Here is a 15,349-nt window from a genome sequence, read left to right as displayed (position 1 = left end):
GTGACGCAGCAGAACGCCGCGCTGGTCCAGCAGATGTCAGCCGCCGCCAGTTCGCTGGAAGACCAGGCGGCACAGCTGGCGCATACCGTGGGACGTTTTCACCTCAGCTGAGGTCGGTGACCGATCGCCGGCACGCTGCGTAAATCAGGACGGTCGCCACATCAGGCGACCGTCTTATTCCTTTCATCCGTTTCGCCGTGACGGCATCATGCGCAGCAACGTATTGTCTTTAATCAGATAATGATGCACCAGCGCGGCCGCCGCGTGCAGACCAATCAGCCAGTAGCCGTATGGCGCGAGGGTTTCGTGCCAGTCGCTCAGCATATCGGCAAAGTCGGGATCCGGGCTGGCGCTGACCGGCATCGGAATCGCGAAAATCCACCAGTTACGGCCCATGTAGAAGCGCGAAAGGATGCCGAGAATCGGCAGCACGATAAAGAACAGATAAATCGCCAGATGCATCAGATGCGCCAGTCCGGTTTGCCAGTGTGGCGGCTGGGGTTCGATTTTCGGGCTGCGATGGCGAAAACGCAGCACAATGCGTGACAGCATCAGCAACAGCACACAACTGCCGGCGCTGAAATGTCCGACGATCATGGTGTAGCCTTGCCAGGATCCGCGCGTGAATAAGCCGCGAAACTCCATGGTGCAGTAAGCGGTGGCCACCAGTACCAGCGTCAGCCAGTGAATAAAGATTTGCGCAGGGGCATATTTGTTACGCATAGCCAGTCCGAAAATAAGCGGTGTGGGATGCTTAACATAGCGAAAAACGCGCTGAATTAATTCATTTTTTGCCACATCCCGTCCGGCTTACTGTTCGGCTGTCTGCAACAGCTGACGCAGCAGGGCGGCAAGCTGCTGCTGCTGCCGATCGTCCAGCGTGGCCAGCAGCGCGTTCTGCGTTTGCGTATGCACCTGCAGCGCCTGCTCAATCTTCGCCAGGCCGGCCGGCGTCAGCATCACCAGCGTGCTGCGCTTATCATTGGCATCGGCAACACGCGCAATCAATCCCTCTTCTTCCAGCCGGTTAAGCCGGTTGGTCATGGCACCGGAGGTGACCAGCAGCGATTTGTAGAGCTGCGTGGGCGACAGCCGGTAAGGTGCGCCAGCACGCCGCAGCGTCGCCAGTACATCAAATTCACCGTCGCGAAAACCAAAGGGCGCCAGCGCCTCAGCGCGCTTTTTCGCCAGATGCTTCATCAGGCGCAGCATGCGGCCAAAAATCGCCATGGAAGAGGCGTCCAGCTCCGGCATGGCGCTGGCCCATTGCGCAACGACAAAATCTACGTGGTCAGTCATGTTAATTCTCATCAGTTCACGGCGGGCAATGTGTCGCTTTGTGCGCACCCGCTATCGTTCTTCCGCAAAGTATCTTAACGTTAAGATACTTTGGCGTATGGAGACAGAATGTGAATCGTACCTTACCTGCTATTGGCATGTTTGCTTTACTGGTTTTTGTGGTGGCGCTGAATTTGCGTCCGGTGATGGCGGCCATCGGACCGCTGTTCCTGCAACTGCAGCACGATGCAGGGCTCAGTGCCACGCAGCTGAGCCTGCTGACGACGCTGCCGGTCATTATGATGGGGCTGGCGGCGCTGGCCGGGCCGCTGCTGCTGCGCAGGCTGGGTGAAGCGCGCGGCATTACCGCTGGCCTGATAGTGCTGGTGCTCGCGGGTGGCGCGCGTGGCGTTGATCACAGCGCCGCCATGCTAACCGCCAGCGCGCTGCTGGCCGGCTGCGGCATCGGGCTGATCCAGGCGCTGATGCCCGCGCTCATCAAACGTCACTTCGCCTCGCGTGCCGGTACGTTAATGGCACTGTTCACCACCGGTATTATGGCCGGAGCTGCAGTGGCCGCAGCCAGCGCCGCACCGCTCGCCAGCCATGCCGGACTGACGATCGCCCTGATGCTGCCGTCGCTACCGGCGCTGATCGCATTGATTCTGTGGCTGCGCCTGCAACCTGTGACCACAAGAGTAAACACGCCACCGGCTGGCGGCGTACACCGCACGCCGCGTGCCTGGCTGTTGATGCTGTTTTTTGGCATCGGCACCGGTGCTTACACGCTGGTGCTGGCGTGGCTACCGCCATTTTACATGCAACACGGCTGGCTGCCGGCGCAGAGTGGCTACGTGCTGGGCGCATTAACCCTGACCGAAGTCGCCGCCGGATTTATGCTCTCCGCACTGATTCATCGCTGCCGCGATCGCCGCTGGCCGCTGCTGGTGGTGCTGGCTTCCATCCTGCTGGGGCTGATCGCACTGCTGTGGCTGGGCGGCGAACACGCCTGGTTGCCGACGCTGCTGCTGGGATTGGGGATCGGTGCGCTGTTTCCGCTATCGCTGATTGTCACGCTTGATCATGCCCATACGCCGGAAGAAGCCACTGCGCTGCTGTCGTTCGTGCAGGGCGGCGGCTATATACTGGCCGCGCTGATGCCGCTGATGGCCGGCATTGTGCGCGATCGCGCGGCATCACTCGACAGTGCGTGGCAGATCATGGCGGCGGGCGTGTTGCTACTGATGCTGATGGCGCTGCGACTCAAACCCCAGCGATAACGGCAGGAAACCATTGTCAGACGGAATACGCTGTTTTATAAACCGTGCAGAGTGAGAGGATCGATAAATCAGGAGCAATGATGTCCCCCCAGGTCGGTGTTGGCGTATTAATTTTCCGCGATGGCAAGCTGTTGCTCGGCCAGCGTAAAGGCAGCCACGGTGCCGGTGACTGGTCGGCGCCGGGCGGCCATCTGGAGTTTGGTGAATCACCGGAAGCCTGTGCACGGCGGGAAGTGCTGGAGGAGACCGGTCTACAGCTGCACAGCGTACACAACGGTGCCTTCGTCAGCGATGTGTTTCCGGCGGTCAACCGCCACTATATTACGCTGCTGATGGTAGCGCCGGACGCCAGCGGTGAGCCGCAACTGCGGGAACCGGATAAGTGCACAGGCTGGCACTGGTTCGCGCCTGAGGCGCTGCCTGAACCGTTGTTTGCCCCATTGCAAAGCTGGCTGGCGCGCGACGGTCTGGCGGCACTGCAGGCGCTGGCCCAGCGTAAAGATCGCTAACCGTATTGCTTCATCGAGGCTTCGGCATCTTCTCCGGCCGGGATGCGCATCGGTGCGGCGGGATCGGTCGCGGCACGCCACACGGCAGCGGCAACGTCCTGTGCTTTAGTGGTTGGCTGGGGCTGCTGCATGCCGGCGATGATGCCATCAAACATCGGCTGGTAAGGCTCAAGCAAGGTGTTTTCCATGCGCGGCCGGGCGTTTTTGCCAAAGTCGGTGGTGGGTGCCAGCCCGGGCAATACCAATCTCACCTGAGCATTAAAGGGTTGCAGTTCCAGCGCCAGCGACTCGGTAAAGGCGTTGACTGCCGCTTTGCTGCCGGTATAAACCGCCAGCAGCGGCAGGGATTTCAGCGTCACCGTCGAGGTCACATTGATCACCATGCCACTGTTTTTCGCACGGAACTGCGGGATGACCGCCTGCGTCATGGCGATGGTGCCCAGCGTGTTGGTTTCGAACACTTCCCGCACCGAGGACATCGGCGCGCCTTCCAGCGAAGTTAATAAACCGATGCCGGCATTGTTGACCAGCACATCAATCTCTCCTGCTTCAGCCAGCGTTTGCCTGATGCTGGCGGCATCGGTGACATCCAGTGGCAGCAGGCGCAGATGGGCGGATTCGGGAAACAGTTCGGCGCGCGGGGTGCGCATGGTGGCGATGACTTTCCAGCCGCGCTCCAGAAACCAGAGCGCGATAGCATGACCAAAACCAGAAGAGCAGCCGGTAATTAAAATGGTTTTCATGGTTCACTCCTGCATTGCGTTGGGTAAGAGCTCACTATAGAGTGCCACTACCGGACTCACTACAACGTACAGTCCTGGTTTCATTTGCAGGAGTCCATTATGATCGATCCGCTCGCCGAAATGGTGTCACTGTTACAGCCCGGGGCGGCTTATTCCAAACGCGCGCGTGCCAATGGATTATGGCGTGTGCAGCGCAGTGAGACCGGCCAGCCGTTTTACTGCGTGGTGCTGGAGGGGCGCAGCCGGCTGGAAATGAAGGGTCATCCTCCGGTTGCGCTTGAGCCGGGGGATTTTGTCCTGATTCCGGCTGCGTGGGAATTTTGCATGACCAGCGAGCAGCCACCGGCCGCAGATGCGCCTGATTCTATGCCGGAGATGCTTGCGCCCGGCGAAGTGTGGCTTGGCGATCGGCAGCAGCCAGCCGAGGTTCAGACGCTGATTGGTTACTGCCAGTTTGCCGCACCCGACGCGGGATTGATTGTCTCGTTACTGCCACAGTTTATTCATGTGCGTGGCGCATCGCGCCTGACCACGCTGGTGCAGCTGGTCAGGGATGAGTGCCATGCACAGCGTCCGGCACGGCAGATCGTGCTGGAACGTTTGCTGGAATTACTGCTGATCGAGGCGTTGCGCGCAATGCCAGCGGCGAATGCATCGCCTGGCGTGATGCGGGGACTGGCCGATGAGCGGCTGGCCGGGGCGATTCGCGCCATCCACGCCAGGCCTGCCCATGGCTGGACGGTGCCCCAGCTGGCGAAACACGCGGCGCTATCGCGCTCGGCGTTTTTCGTACGTTTTCGCGATGCAGTGGGCATGGCGCCGATGGCGTATCTGCTGACGTGGCGCATGGCACTGGCGAAAAATCTGCTGCGCAGCAGTCGCCTGTCAGTGGCCGACGTGGCTGAACGGGTGGGTTACCGCTCTGCCAGCGCCTTCAGCATCGCTTTCACCCGCTTCACCGGCCAGACGCCGACCGGCTTCGCTGGCGCGGAACGGCGCAGCGGCACCGCAGAAGCTGAGCCAGCAATCGCCCAGTTAAGTTAATCACGCCCGCAGTGGCGGCCAGCGTAAGACGGGCCGCCATAAAGCGTGCAATGCCGTTCAGTAAAAAAACTGATAATGCCGGTGCGCATCAATGCGCACCCTATAAAACTGTGCTGTTACCCGGCAGGGCCACCATTTAGGGTGACCTTGGACACGTTAAAAACCGCGCAATTACCCTGTAGGGTCACCATTTATGGTGACCCAAAGCATATTATGAAACCGCGCAGTTACCCTGTAGGGTCGCCATTTATGGCGACCAGGGAATACTTGCGTGCGCCACAGACGACCATACAAGACAGCCATAACGCTACAATAGCGTTAAGCCGTTTTCACCGTTCAGCCAATCACCGTTTAGCGTTTCGCCACCTGCTCGCCATCCGGGTTTTTGCCATGCCCGGCAGCAGCCAGCTCGGTATTAAAGTGGGAGACCAGCACCGAAAAAGTTTCCTCTGCTTTCATGCGGTACAGCTGTTCGGACGGATGAATACAATCGGGTGACATCAGTGACTGCCAGTCTTTCATCTGCAGGATGCGCTGATACTGACGCGCCAGCGGCACCGACTCCGCTTTAGCCAGTGCGTCCAGTTTGGTGACGTAAGGTGCAACGTGCCATTTCTCCGCGCGGCCACAAATCGGGTGCGGCTCCTGTAATATCACCTGCTTACCCTCTTCACGGGCAATAGTAATCAGCTGTGTCATCACCTGGGTATATTTGTCCGGGCTAACCTGGTAATCTTTTTCTATATCGCGGAAATGGAAATGGCGTGCATCGTTGGTGGCAAAATTCAGCAAAATAATTTTTGCCGGCGATTTCTTCATCTCTTCGCGCCAGCTTTTATTATTCTTGTAAAAATATTTGCCATTTAACAGATCCATGGCCTGCGATGAGGACGCGCCTTTATTCACTACGCGGATGCCATCGCCATACTTCTCCTGTAGCCACTGGTTAATCAGAGCAATCTCATTGTCTTTAATATAGATTGCGCGCAATTTGCCATTTTCCTTTATCGCCATGGCACCGCGCGTACTGGAACCGCCATAGGCTTCAATAATAAAGTTATTATCGGGCTTGCCGCTTTCGGCGAATGCGGTATTGCACAGACAGGCTGTGGTAATCAGCAAAGTGACGATGCCAGATAGCGCTCGTTGCATAACAAATTTCCGCCTTTTGATACTCAAGGTTACATGGAGAATCGGTTGTTTACCGTAAGCGAATTACCTTAACAGGGGAGATTGCGGGTCAACAATCCGAAAGCACGGTTGCGGGGTGAAAATTAGGTCAACTCTGAGAAAAAAGCCGCTCGCTGAATAAAAGTTATTTAAATACAGAAACATAAAAACAAACCTTACCCAACAGTCACCCTTCAGCCAGAAAATCCCGCAGTGACGCCTGCTTAAAACATCATGGTTGCTTCAGGACATAACGCAGTTTGATTAGCGAATTTTCGCACTGCGAGTCGAACCGGATAATCCACAACCTGTTGTAAAGGAGCGGGTTTTCGCTGCTTTTCCGGCGGTTAGCTGCGAATATGCGCTGTCTGACGATAACTTTTACCATCAGAACATTCTGGCTTAAGCTTTATGGCCATTGCACAGTGGCATTCTTTACACTATGGCGAAATTCCGAAACGTTTCTAAACATAATGTATACAGATTAATCCGGTGTTAGCATTCTGACTGAATCATTATGATTGCGTTACAACTCATTTCAGGATGTGCAATGTGAAAACAGAATCCTTTTTATCCAGCCGTAATATTGGCCTGGATCTGCTGCGTGCCGGCCTAATTCTGGAAGGGGTGTTATTACACGCCTCACGGAGTTTGCCGGGAGAGAATGGCTGGTATTATGTCGCGCAGCGCGATCCCTCGGAAATATTCACGGCACTGCTGAGCATGGTGCACACCTTCAGGATGGAAGTGTTCTTCTTTCTTTCGGGCATGTTCTCCGCGCTGATTATTTTGCGCAAAGGGCAGAAATTCTTTACGGATAATCGCCGTAAGCGCGTCCTGATTCCGCTGATATCAGCCTATCTGTTTATTCCGCCGCTGATGTATTTTATCGCGGGACAGATGAATAACACCCCGCTGAGCCTCGAAGGCTGGCTAAACAGCTATACCATGATGCACCACCTATGGTTCCTCGTGTCGCTGTCGGTGATGTCGCTGCTGGTACCCGGCGCGTTTTATCAGTGGAGCGCCCGTCAGTTGGGCAAAATGTCGTTGCCAATGCTGATCGCCACGCTGGTGATTCTGGGTAACGCCTGCTTCGTGCTGAAGTTCCTGGTGAAAGGCCGCGGTGAATTTGTCGAGCTCATCCCGGTGACCGCACGTTTCCTCGTCTATTACACCGCCGGCTTTGCGTTATACGTCAACCGCGAGAAAATTGCCCGGTACGCCAACAGTAAACTGATGAATGGCTGGCTGGTGGCCGCGCTGGTGCTGGCGGTGTGGGCCGCCTGCTATGTTGTCGCGCACAACCACATCACCGGGGTGATGAAATATGTGCCGGTGATGCTGGGCAGTGTGCTGTCGGTGATGCTGTCCTACTGGCTGGTATTTAGCTTCGAACGCATCAACGTGAAAGAGAGTCGCATTCTGACGGCAATTGTGGATTCCGCGCTGATCATCTATTTGCTGCACTATCCGGTGGTGATCATTTTCTCATGGCTGCTGGATGTCTGGTTACCGGATAACCTGTCAGTCCTGTATGTCCTGATCGATTTTGCCCTCGGCATTGCGCTGAGCGCGGTGTGTTACGCTATCGTCAAACGTTCACGCTTCGCCTCATTCATGTTTGGCCTCAAGCCGAAAGATAAAAAGGTGGCGGTGCCGGTCGAAGCGCGACTGTAATTGTCATCATGCCCGGCCGCCACTGGCGTGCCGGGTATTATTTCCCGCCATCTGATTTTTGCCATTTTTTGCATTTTTAGTTCCAGATAATTATCTCAAGCCGTTAGCGCAATTCTTAAAGCTTATCGCCGTCATCACAATTCCTTAAGTCAAACTGGACGTTTTAACCTGATCGCGGTAATACTCATTTCAACGGATTTCCAGCCGTAAGCTATTACGACAATATATTTCGCTTCGCTATTTCCCCCGCACTGCGCATTCGCTGTGCGGCATTTGTCTTTTCTCTGGTGAGGAAAATAGTGTGTTTAAATTAAATCCCTTGTTACTGAGCCTGCTTGCTGCGCAGGGCTTAATGCTGTCTGCCACACCGGTATCGGCGGTGGTATTAAAACCTTTCACTCCCGAACGCAACGACAATAAAGTTGGCGCTTATTGCTTATGTAATGGTTCAACCCAGACCCTAAGCGGCATACCGCGCTTTACCGTTGGAGAAAGTGGCATGAGCAGCGTCACGCTGGGTGAACTACAAAAGGTTGGGCGTATTATTAATGACAATTTAATCGGCGAGCCCCGCCTGCAACTCGGCGCACAAAATTATGCTATTGGTATTCCGGATGAAGAAACAGGCAGTTATCGTGTCTATCAGGTTTATAACAGTGCGGAAATGATTACGCCGGCGGAAATTAATGGCGCTACGGTAGTGCCAGATTATTATGATGTGAACGATAAGCAATATATTGATGCGCGCGTAGCGACAGTCATTAATGGCCGGTTAAATATCAATATTGGTCAGCAAGGCGCAGCCGCTAACGCCAGCACCAATCGCTGGTCAATGGCTGCCAAACAGAGTCAGTTATTTGCCAGCAGTAATAACGGCCAGATTAACTGGGACAGCAATAACCGTATCCGCTTTACCGCCGCCACGCCGCCGTACGGTGGCGATCGGCTGGCATTTGATGCCGGAGGTGTGGTGACCTACGCCGGTCTGTTTGATGTCACGCTTAAGGATGGCAGCAGCAACGCCTATTACGTCAGTAACCTCAATGAATTGCGTAACTATAACGACTGGCTGATTGACCAGATTAGCGGCGGCAACCTGAGCCCGGAAAGTTATAACGCTGCGCTGAACCAGGCGTTCAGCCTGCGCGACGGTCGTGTGGTTTACCGCATGAGCACCGGTAATTACGATGATGAAGTGGCTGCCGCTCTCGGCGATCAGGTGGTGCTGAGCGCCGATGGCGCGAAAGCCAGTGTGAAAATCAATCGCGGCAAAACGCTGGAAGTGGCTAATAGCGCCAGCGCCGTGATGCGCGCCAGCAACGGTGCAACGACGATTATCGCCGGAAAACTGGCGACCAGTAACGCGCTCTCATCCGAAGCGGGCGCGCTGGAGCTGATCAGCGGCGCGCGCGGTATCAATAATGGCGTCATCAACAGTGGCTTTTTTAATGCCGCCAATGGGCGCGGCGTGGCAGAAGACTCTCTCGGCTATGCGGGCACGGCGGTGTCGGCGATTTATGACAGCGAGTTCCGTAACAATGGCGTGCTCAATGTGCATATCGGTGATGCGCCTTGGGGCACCGCCGGCTTATTCCTCGGCAGCAGCAGTGCGGTCAACCACGGCAATATTAACATCGGCATTCACGATGTGGCGAACGGCTCCTCAGCAGCGGCGGTGAGTTTCAGCGGCGAGGGCAGCTTCGTCAACGCGCGCGATGGCACGATTTATCTCGGCCGCACACCGCAAAATCATAAGGGCGACGTCACGCAGGATGTCGCGGTTAGCCTCGACGGTGGCATCAGCGCCATTTCCGGCCTGCTCGACTCGCGTGCCATCAATGATGGCCGTATTGTTATCGGCTCAAAAGTCGAGAACGCCGTTGGCATGCGCATCGAGGCCGGGCCCAACGCGGTGTCACTGAATAACGGCGTTATCGATGTCAACGGTATGGCGCAGGCGCTACCGCGCGAAAATATCGCCATGCTGGTGATGGATTCCGGCAGCGGCGGCCAGGTGGGCAACCGCGGTACCCTCAATCTGAATGGCTATAACAGCACCGGCCTGAAAGTGATCGCCACGGCGGGCAATCAGGCGCACGCCTTCTCCAGCGGGGCGATCAACGTGGCGGGTGACGCCGACCGCTTTGGCGGCACCAACAATACGGCGGTGTGGGTAACTGGCGAACCGGGCGGTCACGCCAGTGCCGATATCACCGGCCCAATCCGGCTCAGCGGCAAAGCGGGCATCGGGATTCGTGCTGAAGGCCAGGCAACAGTCAACGTTAGCGCCCGCGCGATTCCCACCTCCAGCGGCAGCGACAGCATGCTGGATAGCGGACAGATCAGTTTCTACCGTATCGGCCCGGATGCGCGCATTAATCTGCCGGCCAACGGCCGCTACAGCGCCTCCGTGTGGAACGGCACGATTTTTCGCGTCGAGCAGGGAGCAGATTTTGACGGGCGCGGCCTGACTTTGTCGATGAAAAGCCCGTTTGCGAGCGGTGTGTACGGCAGCGGTGCCGGCACCGACATTAATACCCACGGCGCGACGCTGAACATCGCCAGCTTTGCCAGCGGGCTGACCATTACTGATGGCGCCCGCGCCACCATTGATGCCGCAACGCGTATTCACCTCAACGGGTCTGATGCCCGCGTCGCCATCGCTGACGGTAATCGCTATACGCTGCAGGGTAACGTTGTTAACCCTAATACGCAGTTCGATCCGAACACTTTACTCATCAATCAGGCAGCGATAGACGGCCGCGCCAATAACCAGCAGCCGTTTACCGTGATGAATCATGCGCGGCTGGTGAATCGCGGCGCTATCTCCCTGCGGGGGGAAGGCGTAACGGGTATCTACGCGCAGTATGGCGCAACGGTCGACAACCGCGGCGATATCAACATTTTGCGTAACGGCCGGGCGCTGTTCGCCGATGGTTATCCAGGCGCCGGCGACGGCAAAACCCTGACGGAGATTAACAATAGCGGCACGCTTAATCTCTACAGCGGTCAGAGCACCCAGCAAACCACCACCTTCGGTGCGGTCTCGTATCACCAGCTGGGGCGGATTAACCAGAACGGCACAATTAATCTGTACGGCGATAACGTGGTCGGCGCGAAAGCCTTTGCCGGCGGCCGTATTACGCTGGGCGTGAACAGCCGTGTGGTGTTCCACGATGCGCAGCAGATCGGCTATCAGGCTTTTGATCCCGGCTCACGCCTGATCGTCAACGGCAGCCCGGTTGATGTCAGCAGTCGTAACTCGACGCTGTATGAAATCCGCAACGGCGCGTGGCTGTACAACCAGGGCTTTGGCACCGTTACGCTGAGCGGCAGGGACAGCACCGGCATCGTGGTCAGCGGGACGGATGCGCTGGTATCCAGCACCGATGTTTATCAGGTCACCGGTAAGGGTGCCACCGTGCTGCGCGCCAGCGATCGCGCGCAGGGGATCATTACCAGCCTTATCGCGCTGAATGGCAAAAACACCCTCGGCGCGCAGGCGTCGGGCGATGGCACCGAGGTCTACGCCGCCTCGCTCATCACCGGCACCGGGCACAACGCCACGGCGTTTGATGTCAGCGGCGACGCGCGCCTGTTTAATCAGCAGCAGGGCGTAGTGGATTTGCGTGGCCGCAACAGTACCGGGGCCCGGGTGCATGATGGCGGTAACTTTATCAACCGCGGCACGGTTAGCGTCGCCAGCGGCACCGGCGTGGATGTCAGCAGCGGTTATGGCCAGTATGTACCGGTCGACAGTACCTTACGTGTGAATGACGGCACCGCCGCGCTGCGCGTGGGCTCCGGCGGCGCGATGAAAATTTACGGCGACGGGCAGGGGGCCAGCACGCTGGCGGCTTACGGCAAAGCCGATGGTTTGCTGCTCGACAGCGGTGCGCAGCGCTTTGAAGCCAACGACATCATCATCGGCGCTTACGGCAGCGGCACTGCGCTGAACAATCGCGCCGGCATCAGTGATATTTCGCTGAGTAATGTGCGCTTCGAGGCCAATGGTGGCACCGGCATTCGCTCTGCCACCTCATTCGATCCGGCGGGCAGCGCGCAGATTCACGTCGGCGCAGGCGGTACCGGCTATCGTTTTGAAAACGCAGATGGATCGACCACGGGCAACGATTTAGTGATTGGGCGCGACTACCGCATTGAAGTCAATGGCAGCGGCACCGGCGTGCGTGCCAACACCCGTGGACGGGTGATCGCTCAGGGCCTGATTGATATCCGCGATGCCGATGGCGGTTCGGCGATTGTCACCCACAGCGCCAGCCAGGTGGTTAACCAGGGCACCATCCGTTCACAAAGCCGCGTCGCACCGCTTATTGATCTGCGCGGCGGCGAGACGGTGTTTATCAACCAGGGAACGCTGGATGCGCCGTACGCCGATCAGGTGGTAGTGGCAGGCGGCGCGACCCGTGATGTGGTGGCACTGCTGGCGGGCAAAGTCACGGGCGAAGTGAACACCGGTAACGGCAGCGATACGCTGCTGGTCACGGGCGGTACGCTGGATGGCGGCCTGAGTATGGGTGACGGCAGTGCGAATCAGGCGACAGTGCAGGCTATCAGCCTGAACCAGACCCGCCATATCACCAGCGGCGGCGCGGATAGCACGCTGAACCTCAGCCAGCTCAATGCGCGCGGCGGTTCGTTCCGGCAGGACGACCTCACCAAAGGCACCAACCTCGGCGCGGGCTGGAGCACGCTGAACTTCATCGATACGCAGTGGACGCTGAGCGACAACATTAAACTGGCGCACAGCACCATCAATATCGATGCCGGATCCACGCTGTTCGCCGGCGATGGCGTCAACGCGCGGCTGCAGGGGGCCAGCAATGATTCGCTGGTAGTGAATAATGCCGGCACGCTCGACCTGACCAACGGTGGCAATGTGGCGGCAAATACCCTGACCATCGAAGGTAGTCTGGCCTCCGCGCAGGGCCGCCTGAAACTCAATTCGACAGCCACCCACAGCGACGTGCTGCTTGTTAACGGTAACGCCAGCGGCACGACCTGGGTGGATGACCGCCTGCAGGGCGGCGGGCTGCTGGACACTAATCGTGACAACGTTATTGCCGCTAGCGAAGGCGTTTCGCTGGCGCAGGTGACCGGCAGCGCCAGTGCCGACAGCTTCAGGCTGAGCAATGGCTATGTGGCAGCCGGGCCGTGGCAGTATGGCCTGTACAGCTTTGCACCGGGCAGCAGCGCAGGCGGCAACGTATGGGACTATCGTCTGGCAAACAATTTCATCTGCAGCGATGGCTCGCTGTGCCAGCCGCAGGCGGGCAGTGCGGTTAAGGCGGTGCGTCCGGCGGTTACGCCGCAGGTGCCGTCCTGGATCTCCGCACCGGTCGGGCTGGCGTACTACTCGCTGGCAGTCACTGACGATCTGCATAAGCGTCTCGGCGAACTGCGCCAGCAGCCGGCGGACAGCGCAGAGATGTTTATCCGCTACCTCGGTTCGGATTTGCAGTATCGAAGCAATCGCGGGCTGGACGCCTGGGGTTATGATTTCGACCTCAACTACAGCGCCGTACAGCTCGGCGGCAATTTGCTGCGCGCCGATGGCGCTGAAGATAGCGTACGTGGCGGCGTCGCCTATACGCGCGGCAACACGCGCATTCGCCCGCATGCCGCTGACGGGTACAGCTCCACCAGCTTTGATAGCGATACGTTGTCACTTTATGGCACCTGGCTGCGCAGCAGTGGCTGGTATGTGGATGGTTCGCTGAGCTGGAGCGGCTACCGTGGCGAAACCGACATTGCGCGGCAGAAAGCGGTCGCCAAACCCAAAGGGCACGGCTGGACGGCGTCAGTCGAATCGGGCTATCCGCTGATGCTGGCGGGTGATGTGCGCCTGGAACCGCAGGCACAGGTTAGCTGGCTGCGAATGAACATGGACAGTTTTACCGATGCTGACGGCGCGCGCGTCTCTTATAACGATTACGATCAAACCATTGGCCGGCTCGGCGCACGCGTGGCGCGCAGCTGGCAGGACAGCAGTCAGAACCAGTACACTCCGTATCTGCGCGCTAACTACTATCGCGGCTGGGGCGGTACGGCGCAGGTCAGGGTTGGCGCCAGCGACAGCGACCTGAGCCAGAGCTTCAGCAGCGGCAAATTTGGCCAGATGTGGGACGTCGGCCTCGGCGGCACGGCGACCCTCATCAACAACGTGGCGCTGTATGCCGAGGCGGATTACCGCAAAGAGATTTCCGGCAACGGCGTCAAAGGCTGGCGCTACAATGCCGGGGTGCGCTGGTCGTTTTGAACGTAAATGACCACCTTAAACGTGCAATTACAGGCGGCGCTGTGATGCGGCGTCGAACAGCATCGCACGTTCGCTGTCCAGCGTGACCGGTAAAATATCACCGGCACGCGCGCCGGAACGCTGGGTGGTAAACAGCATCAGCGGGTGGCCAAACAGTGAACCGTGAATCAGTTCGGACAAGCCGGTCGGCTCCACCAGCGACACTTCAAGGGGCAACGCATGCTGCTCACCCGGCTGCGCCAGGCTGATGTTTTCCGGACGGATGCCGTAAATGACGTCGCGGCCAGCGGCCTGTGCTGCCCAGTGCGTATTCAGGGGCAACTGAGCGATGTCGCTGATACGCACGCCGCTGGGGGTCATCACGCCGTTGATAAAATTCATCGACGGTGACCCGATAAAACTGGCGACAAATTTATTGGCCGGTGTGTCGTACAGCTCCAGTGGTGTGCCCACCTGCTGAATGACGCCGTGGTTGAGCACCACGATGCGGTCCGCCAGCGTCATGGCCTCAACCTGATCGTGGGTAACATAAACGATGGTGTTGTTCATTTGCTGATGCAGTCTTTTGATCTCCACGCGCATCTGGCCGCGCAGTTGCGCATCGAGGTTGGAAAGCGGCTCATCAAACAGAAACACCTGCGGCTGACGCACAATGGCGCGGCCCATCGCCACGCGCTGCCGTTGTCCACCCGACAGCTCTTTTGGCCGGCGATCAAGCAGGTGTGTCAGGCTGAGAATCTCCGCCGCTCGCCGGACTTTCTCCTCAATCTCAGCACGCGGTCGTTTCTGAATTTCAAGGCTGAAGCCCATATTGCGCGCGACCGTCAGATGCGGATAGAGCGCATAGCTCTGGAACACCATCGAAATATCGCGGTCTTTCGGCGCCACCTCGTTCATCAGCTGACTGCCGATATGGATATTACCGCCCGTTGCCAACTCCAGACCGGCAATGGTGCGCAGCAGGGTGGATTTACCACAGCCGGACGGGCCGACCAGCACCACGAACTCACCATCTTTAATGGTCAGATTGATGTCGCGCAGAACCTCAACGTTGCCATAGCGCTTTTCAATTTGCGCCAGCGTAATTTCAGCCATTATTTACCCCTTAACCGCACCGGCGGTGAGTCCCTGAACCAGGTAGCGTTGAATGAAAGCGAAGAACAGACAGGCTGGAATTAATGCCAGCACGGCGGCAGCCATCATTTCGCCCCACGAAACGGCGAATTTGGAGACGAAACTGAGCAGCCCGACCGGAAAGGTCATGACTTCGTTTTTGTTGATCAGCATCAGTGAGAACAGCAACTCACTCCACGCGGCGGTGAAAACGAAGCCGAGCGTCGCCGCCATGCCGGGCAGCGCGGCCAG

General features: G+C 57.9%; 10 protein-coding genes and 2 pseudogenes. 6 read left to right on the top strand and 6 right to left on the bottom strand.

Annotated elements, in window-relative coordinates:
• Nucleotides 1-111, top strand: a pseudogene (locus tag ERD80_RS22910) (methyl-accepting chemotaxis protein); the annotation flags it as partial.
• A 72-nt stretch (nucleotides 112-183) separates the two neighbouring features.
• Here ERD80_RS22910 and cybB read toward each other — a convergent pair.
• A complete protein-coding gene (cybB, locus tag ERD80_RS17730) occupies nucleotides 184-723 on the bottom strand; it encodes a cytochrome b561 (RefSeq protein WP_031280003.1) in 540 nt (179 codons plus the stop codon).
• Nucleotides 724-810: 87 nt separating this feature from the next.
• Entirely contained in the window at nucleotides 811-1,299 is a 489-nt protein-coding gene (locus ERD80_RS17725; protein ID WP_136547869.1) for a MarR family transcriptional regulator, read from the bottom strand.
• 110 nt (nucleotides 1,300-1,409) lie between these two features.
• On the opposite strand from ERD80_RS17725, the gene ERD80_RS17720 reads away from it, so the two are divergent.
• Both ERD80_RS17720 and ERD80_RS17715 read left to right on the top strand, forming a co-directional pair.
• Complete coding sequence (locus ERD80_RS17720; RefSeq protein WP_136547867.1) at nucleotides 1,410-2,558, top strand: MFS transporter; 1,149 nt, start codon at nucleotides 1,410-1,412, stop codon at nucleotides 2,556-2,558.
• 80 nt (nucleotides 2,559-2,638) lie between these two features.
• Nucleotides 2,639-3,067, top strand: a complete 429-nt coding sequence (locus tag ERD80_RS17715; protein ID WP_193751883.1) for an NUDIX hydrolase — start codon at nucleotides 2,639-2,641, stop codon at nucleotides 3,065-3,067.
• Here the strand turns inward: ERD80_RS17715 and ERD80_RS17710 are convergent.
• The gene (locus ERD80_RS17710) at nucleotides 3,064-3,810 is read right to left on the bottom strand and encodes an SDR family oxidoreductase (RefSeq protein WP_136547865.1); all 747 of its coding nucleotides are present in this window, start codon (nucleotides 3,808-3,810) and stop codon (nucleotides 3,064-3,066) included. The genes ERD80_RS17715 and ERD80_RS17710 overlap by 4 nt on opposite strands.
• A gap of 99 nt (nucleotides 3,811-3,909) precedes the next feature.
• Here ERD80_RS17710 and ERD80_RS17705 point away from each other — a divergent pair, with 99 nt between their 5' ends.
• Nucleotides 3,910-4,854, top strand: coding sequence for an AraC family transcriptional regulator (locus ERD80_RS17705; RefSeq protein ID WP_136547863.1), 945 nt, complete (start codon nucleotides 3,910-3,912; stop codon nucleotides 4,852-4,854).
• 351 nt (nucleotides 4,855-5,205) lie between these two features.
• On the opposite strand, the gene ERD80_RS17700 is transcribed toward ERD80_RS17705, so the two are convergent.
• Entirely contained in the window at nucleotides 5,206-6,006 is an 801-nt protein-coding gene (locus tag ERD80_RS17700) for an SGNH/GDSL hydrolase family protein (RefSeq protein WP_072208996.1), read from the bottom strand.
• A 570-nt stretch (nucleotides 6,007-6,576) separates the two neighbouring features.
• Between ERD80_RS17700 and ERD80_RS17695 the strand changes: the two genes are divergently transcribed.
• Together ERD80_RS17695 and ERD80_RS17690 are read left to right on the top strand one after the other, a co-directional pair.
• Nucleotides 6,577-7,704, top strand: a complete 1,128-nt coding sequence (locus ERD80_RS17695) for an acyltransferase family protein (protein ID WP_058759114.1) — start codon at nucleotides 6,577-6,579, stop codon at nucleotides 7,702-7,704.
• Nucleotides 7,705-8,203: 499 nt separating this feature from the next.
• Complete coding sequence (locus tag ERD80_RS17690; protein ID WP_248295870.1) at nucleotides 8,204-13,984, top strand: autotransporter outer membrane beta-barrel domain-containing protein; 5,781 nt, start codon at nucleotides 8,204-8,206, stop codon at nucleotides 13,982-13,984.
• 27 nt (nucleotides 13,985-14,011) lie between these two features.
• Here ERD80_RS17690 and ugpC read toward each other — a convergent pair whose 3' ends face one another.
• Together ugpC and ERD80_RS17680 are read right to left on the bottom strand one after the other, a co-directional pair.
• Nucleotides 14,012-15,079, bottom strand: coding sequence for a sn-glycerol-3-phosphate ABC transporter ATP-binding protein UgpC (ugpC, locus tag ERD80_RS17685; protein WP_136547859.1), 1,068 nt, complete (start codon nucleotides 15,077-15,079; stop codon nucleotides 14,012-14,014).
• A gap of 3 nt (nucleotides 15,080-15,082) precedes the next feature.
• Nucleotides 15,083-15,349: pseudogene (locus ERD80_RS17680) on the bottom strand (carbohydrate ABC transporter permease); the annotation flags it as partial.

The organism is Pantoea sp. R102 (assembly GCF_004916815.1).
GTDB classification, from domain to species: domain Bacteria; phylum Pseudomonadota; class Gammaproteobacteria; order Enterobacterales; family Enterobacteriaceae; genus Pantoea; species Pantoea dispersa.
The sequence above is the reverse complement of the archived record's forward strand: the minus strand, read 5'-3'. Positions and strand labels throughout refer to the sequence as shown.

What these genes read in the sequence shown, in the direction of transcription:
- cybB (WP_031280003.1), bottom strand. Translation starts at nt 723, where the DNA reads ATGCGTAACAAATATGCCCCTGCGCAAATCTTTATTCACTGGCTGACG.
- ERD80_RS17725 (WP_136547869.1), bottom strand. Translation starts at nt 1,299, where the DNA reads ATGACTGACCACGTAGATTTTGTCGTTGCGCAATGGGCCAGCGCCATG.
- ERD80_RS17715 (WP_193751883.1), top strand. Translation starts at nt 2,639, where the DNA reads ATGTCCCCCCAGGTCGGTGTTGGCGTATTAATTTTCCGCGATGGCAAG.
- ERD80_RS17710 (WP_136547865.1), bottom strand. Translation starts at nt 3,810, where the DNA reads ATGAAAACCATTTTAATTACCGGCTGCTCTTCTGGTTTTGGTCATGCT.
- ERD80_RS17705 (WP_136547863.1), top strand. Translation starts at nt 3,910, where the DNA reads ATGATCGATCCGCTCGCCGAAATGGTGTCACTGTTACAGCCCGGGGCG.
- ERD80_RS17700 (WP_072208996.1), bottom strand. Translation starts at nt 6,006, where the DNA reads ATGCAACGAGCGCTATCTGGCATCGTCACTTTGCTGATTACCACAGCC.
- ERD80_RS17690 (WP_248295870.1), top strand. Translation starts at nt 8,204, where the DNA reads ATGAGCAGCGTCACGCTGGGTGAACTACAAAAGGTTGGGCGTATTATT.
- ugpC (WP_136547859.1), bottom strand. Translation starts at nt 15,079, where the DNA reads ATGGCTGAAATTACGCTGGCGCAAATTGAAAAGCGCTATGGCAACGTT.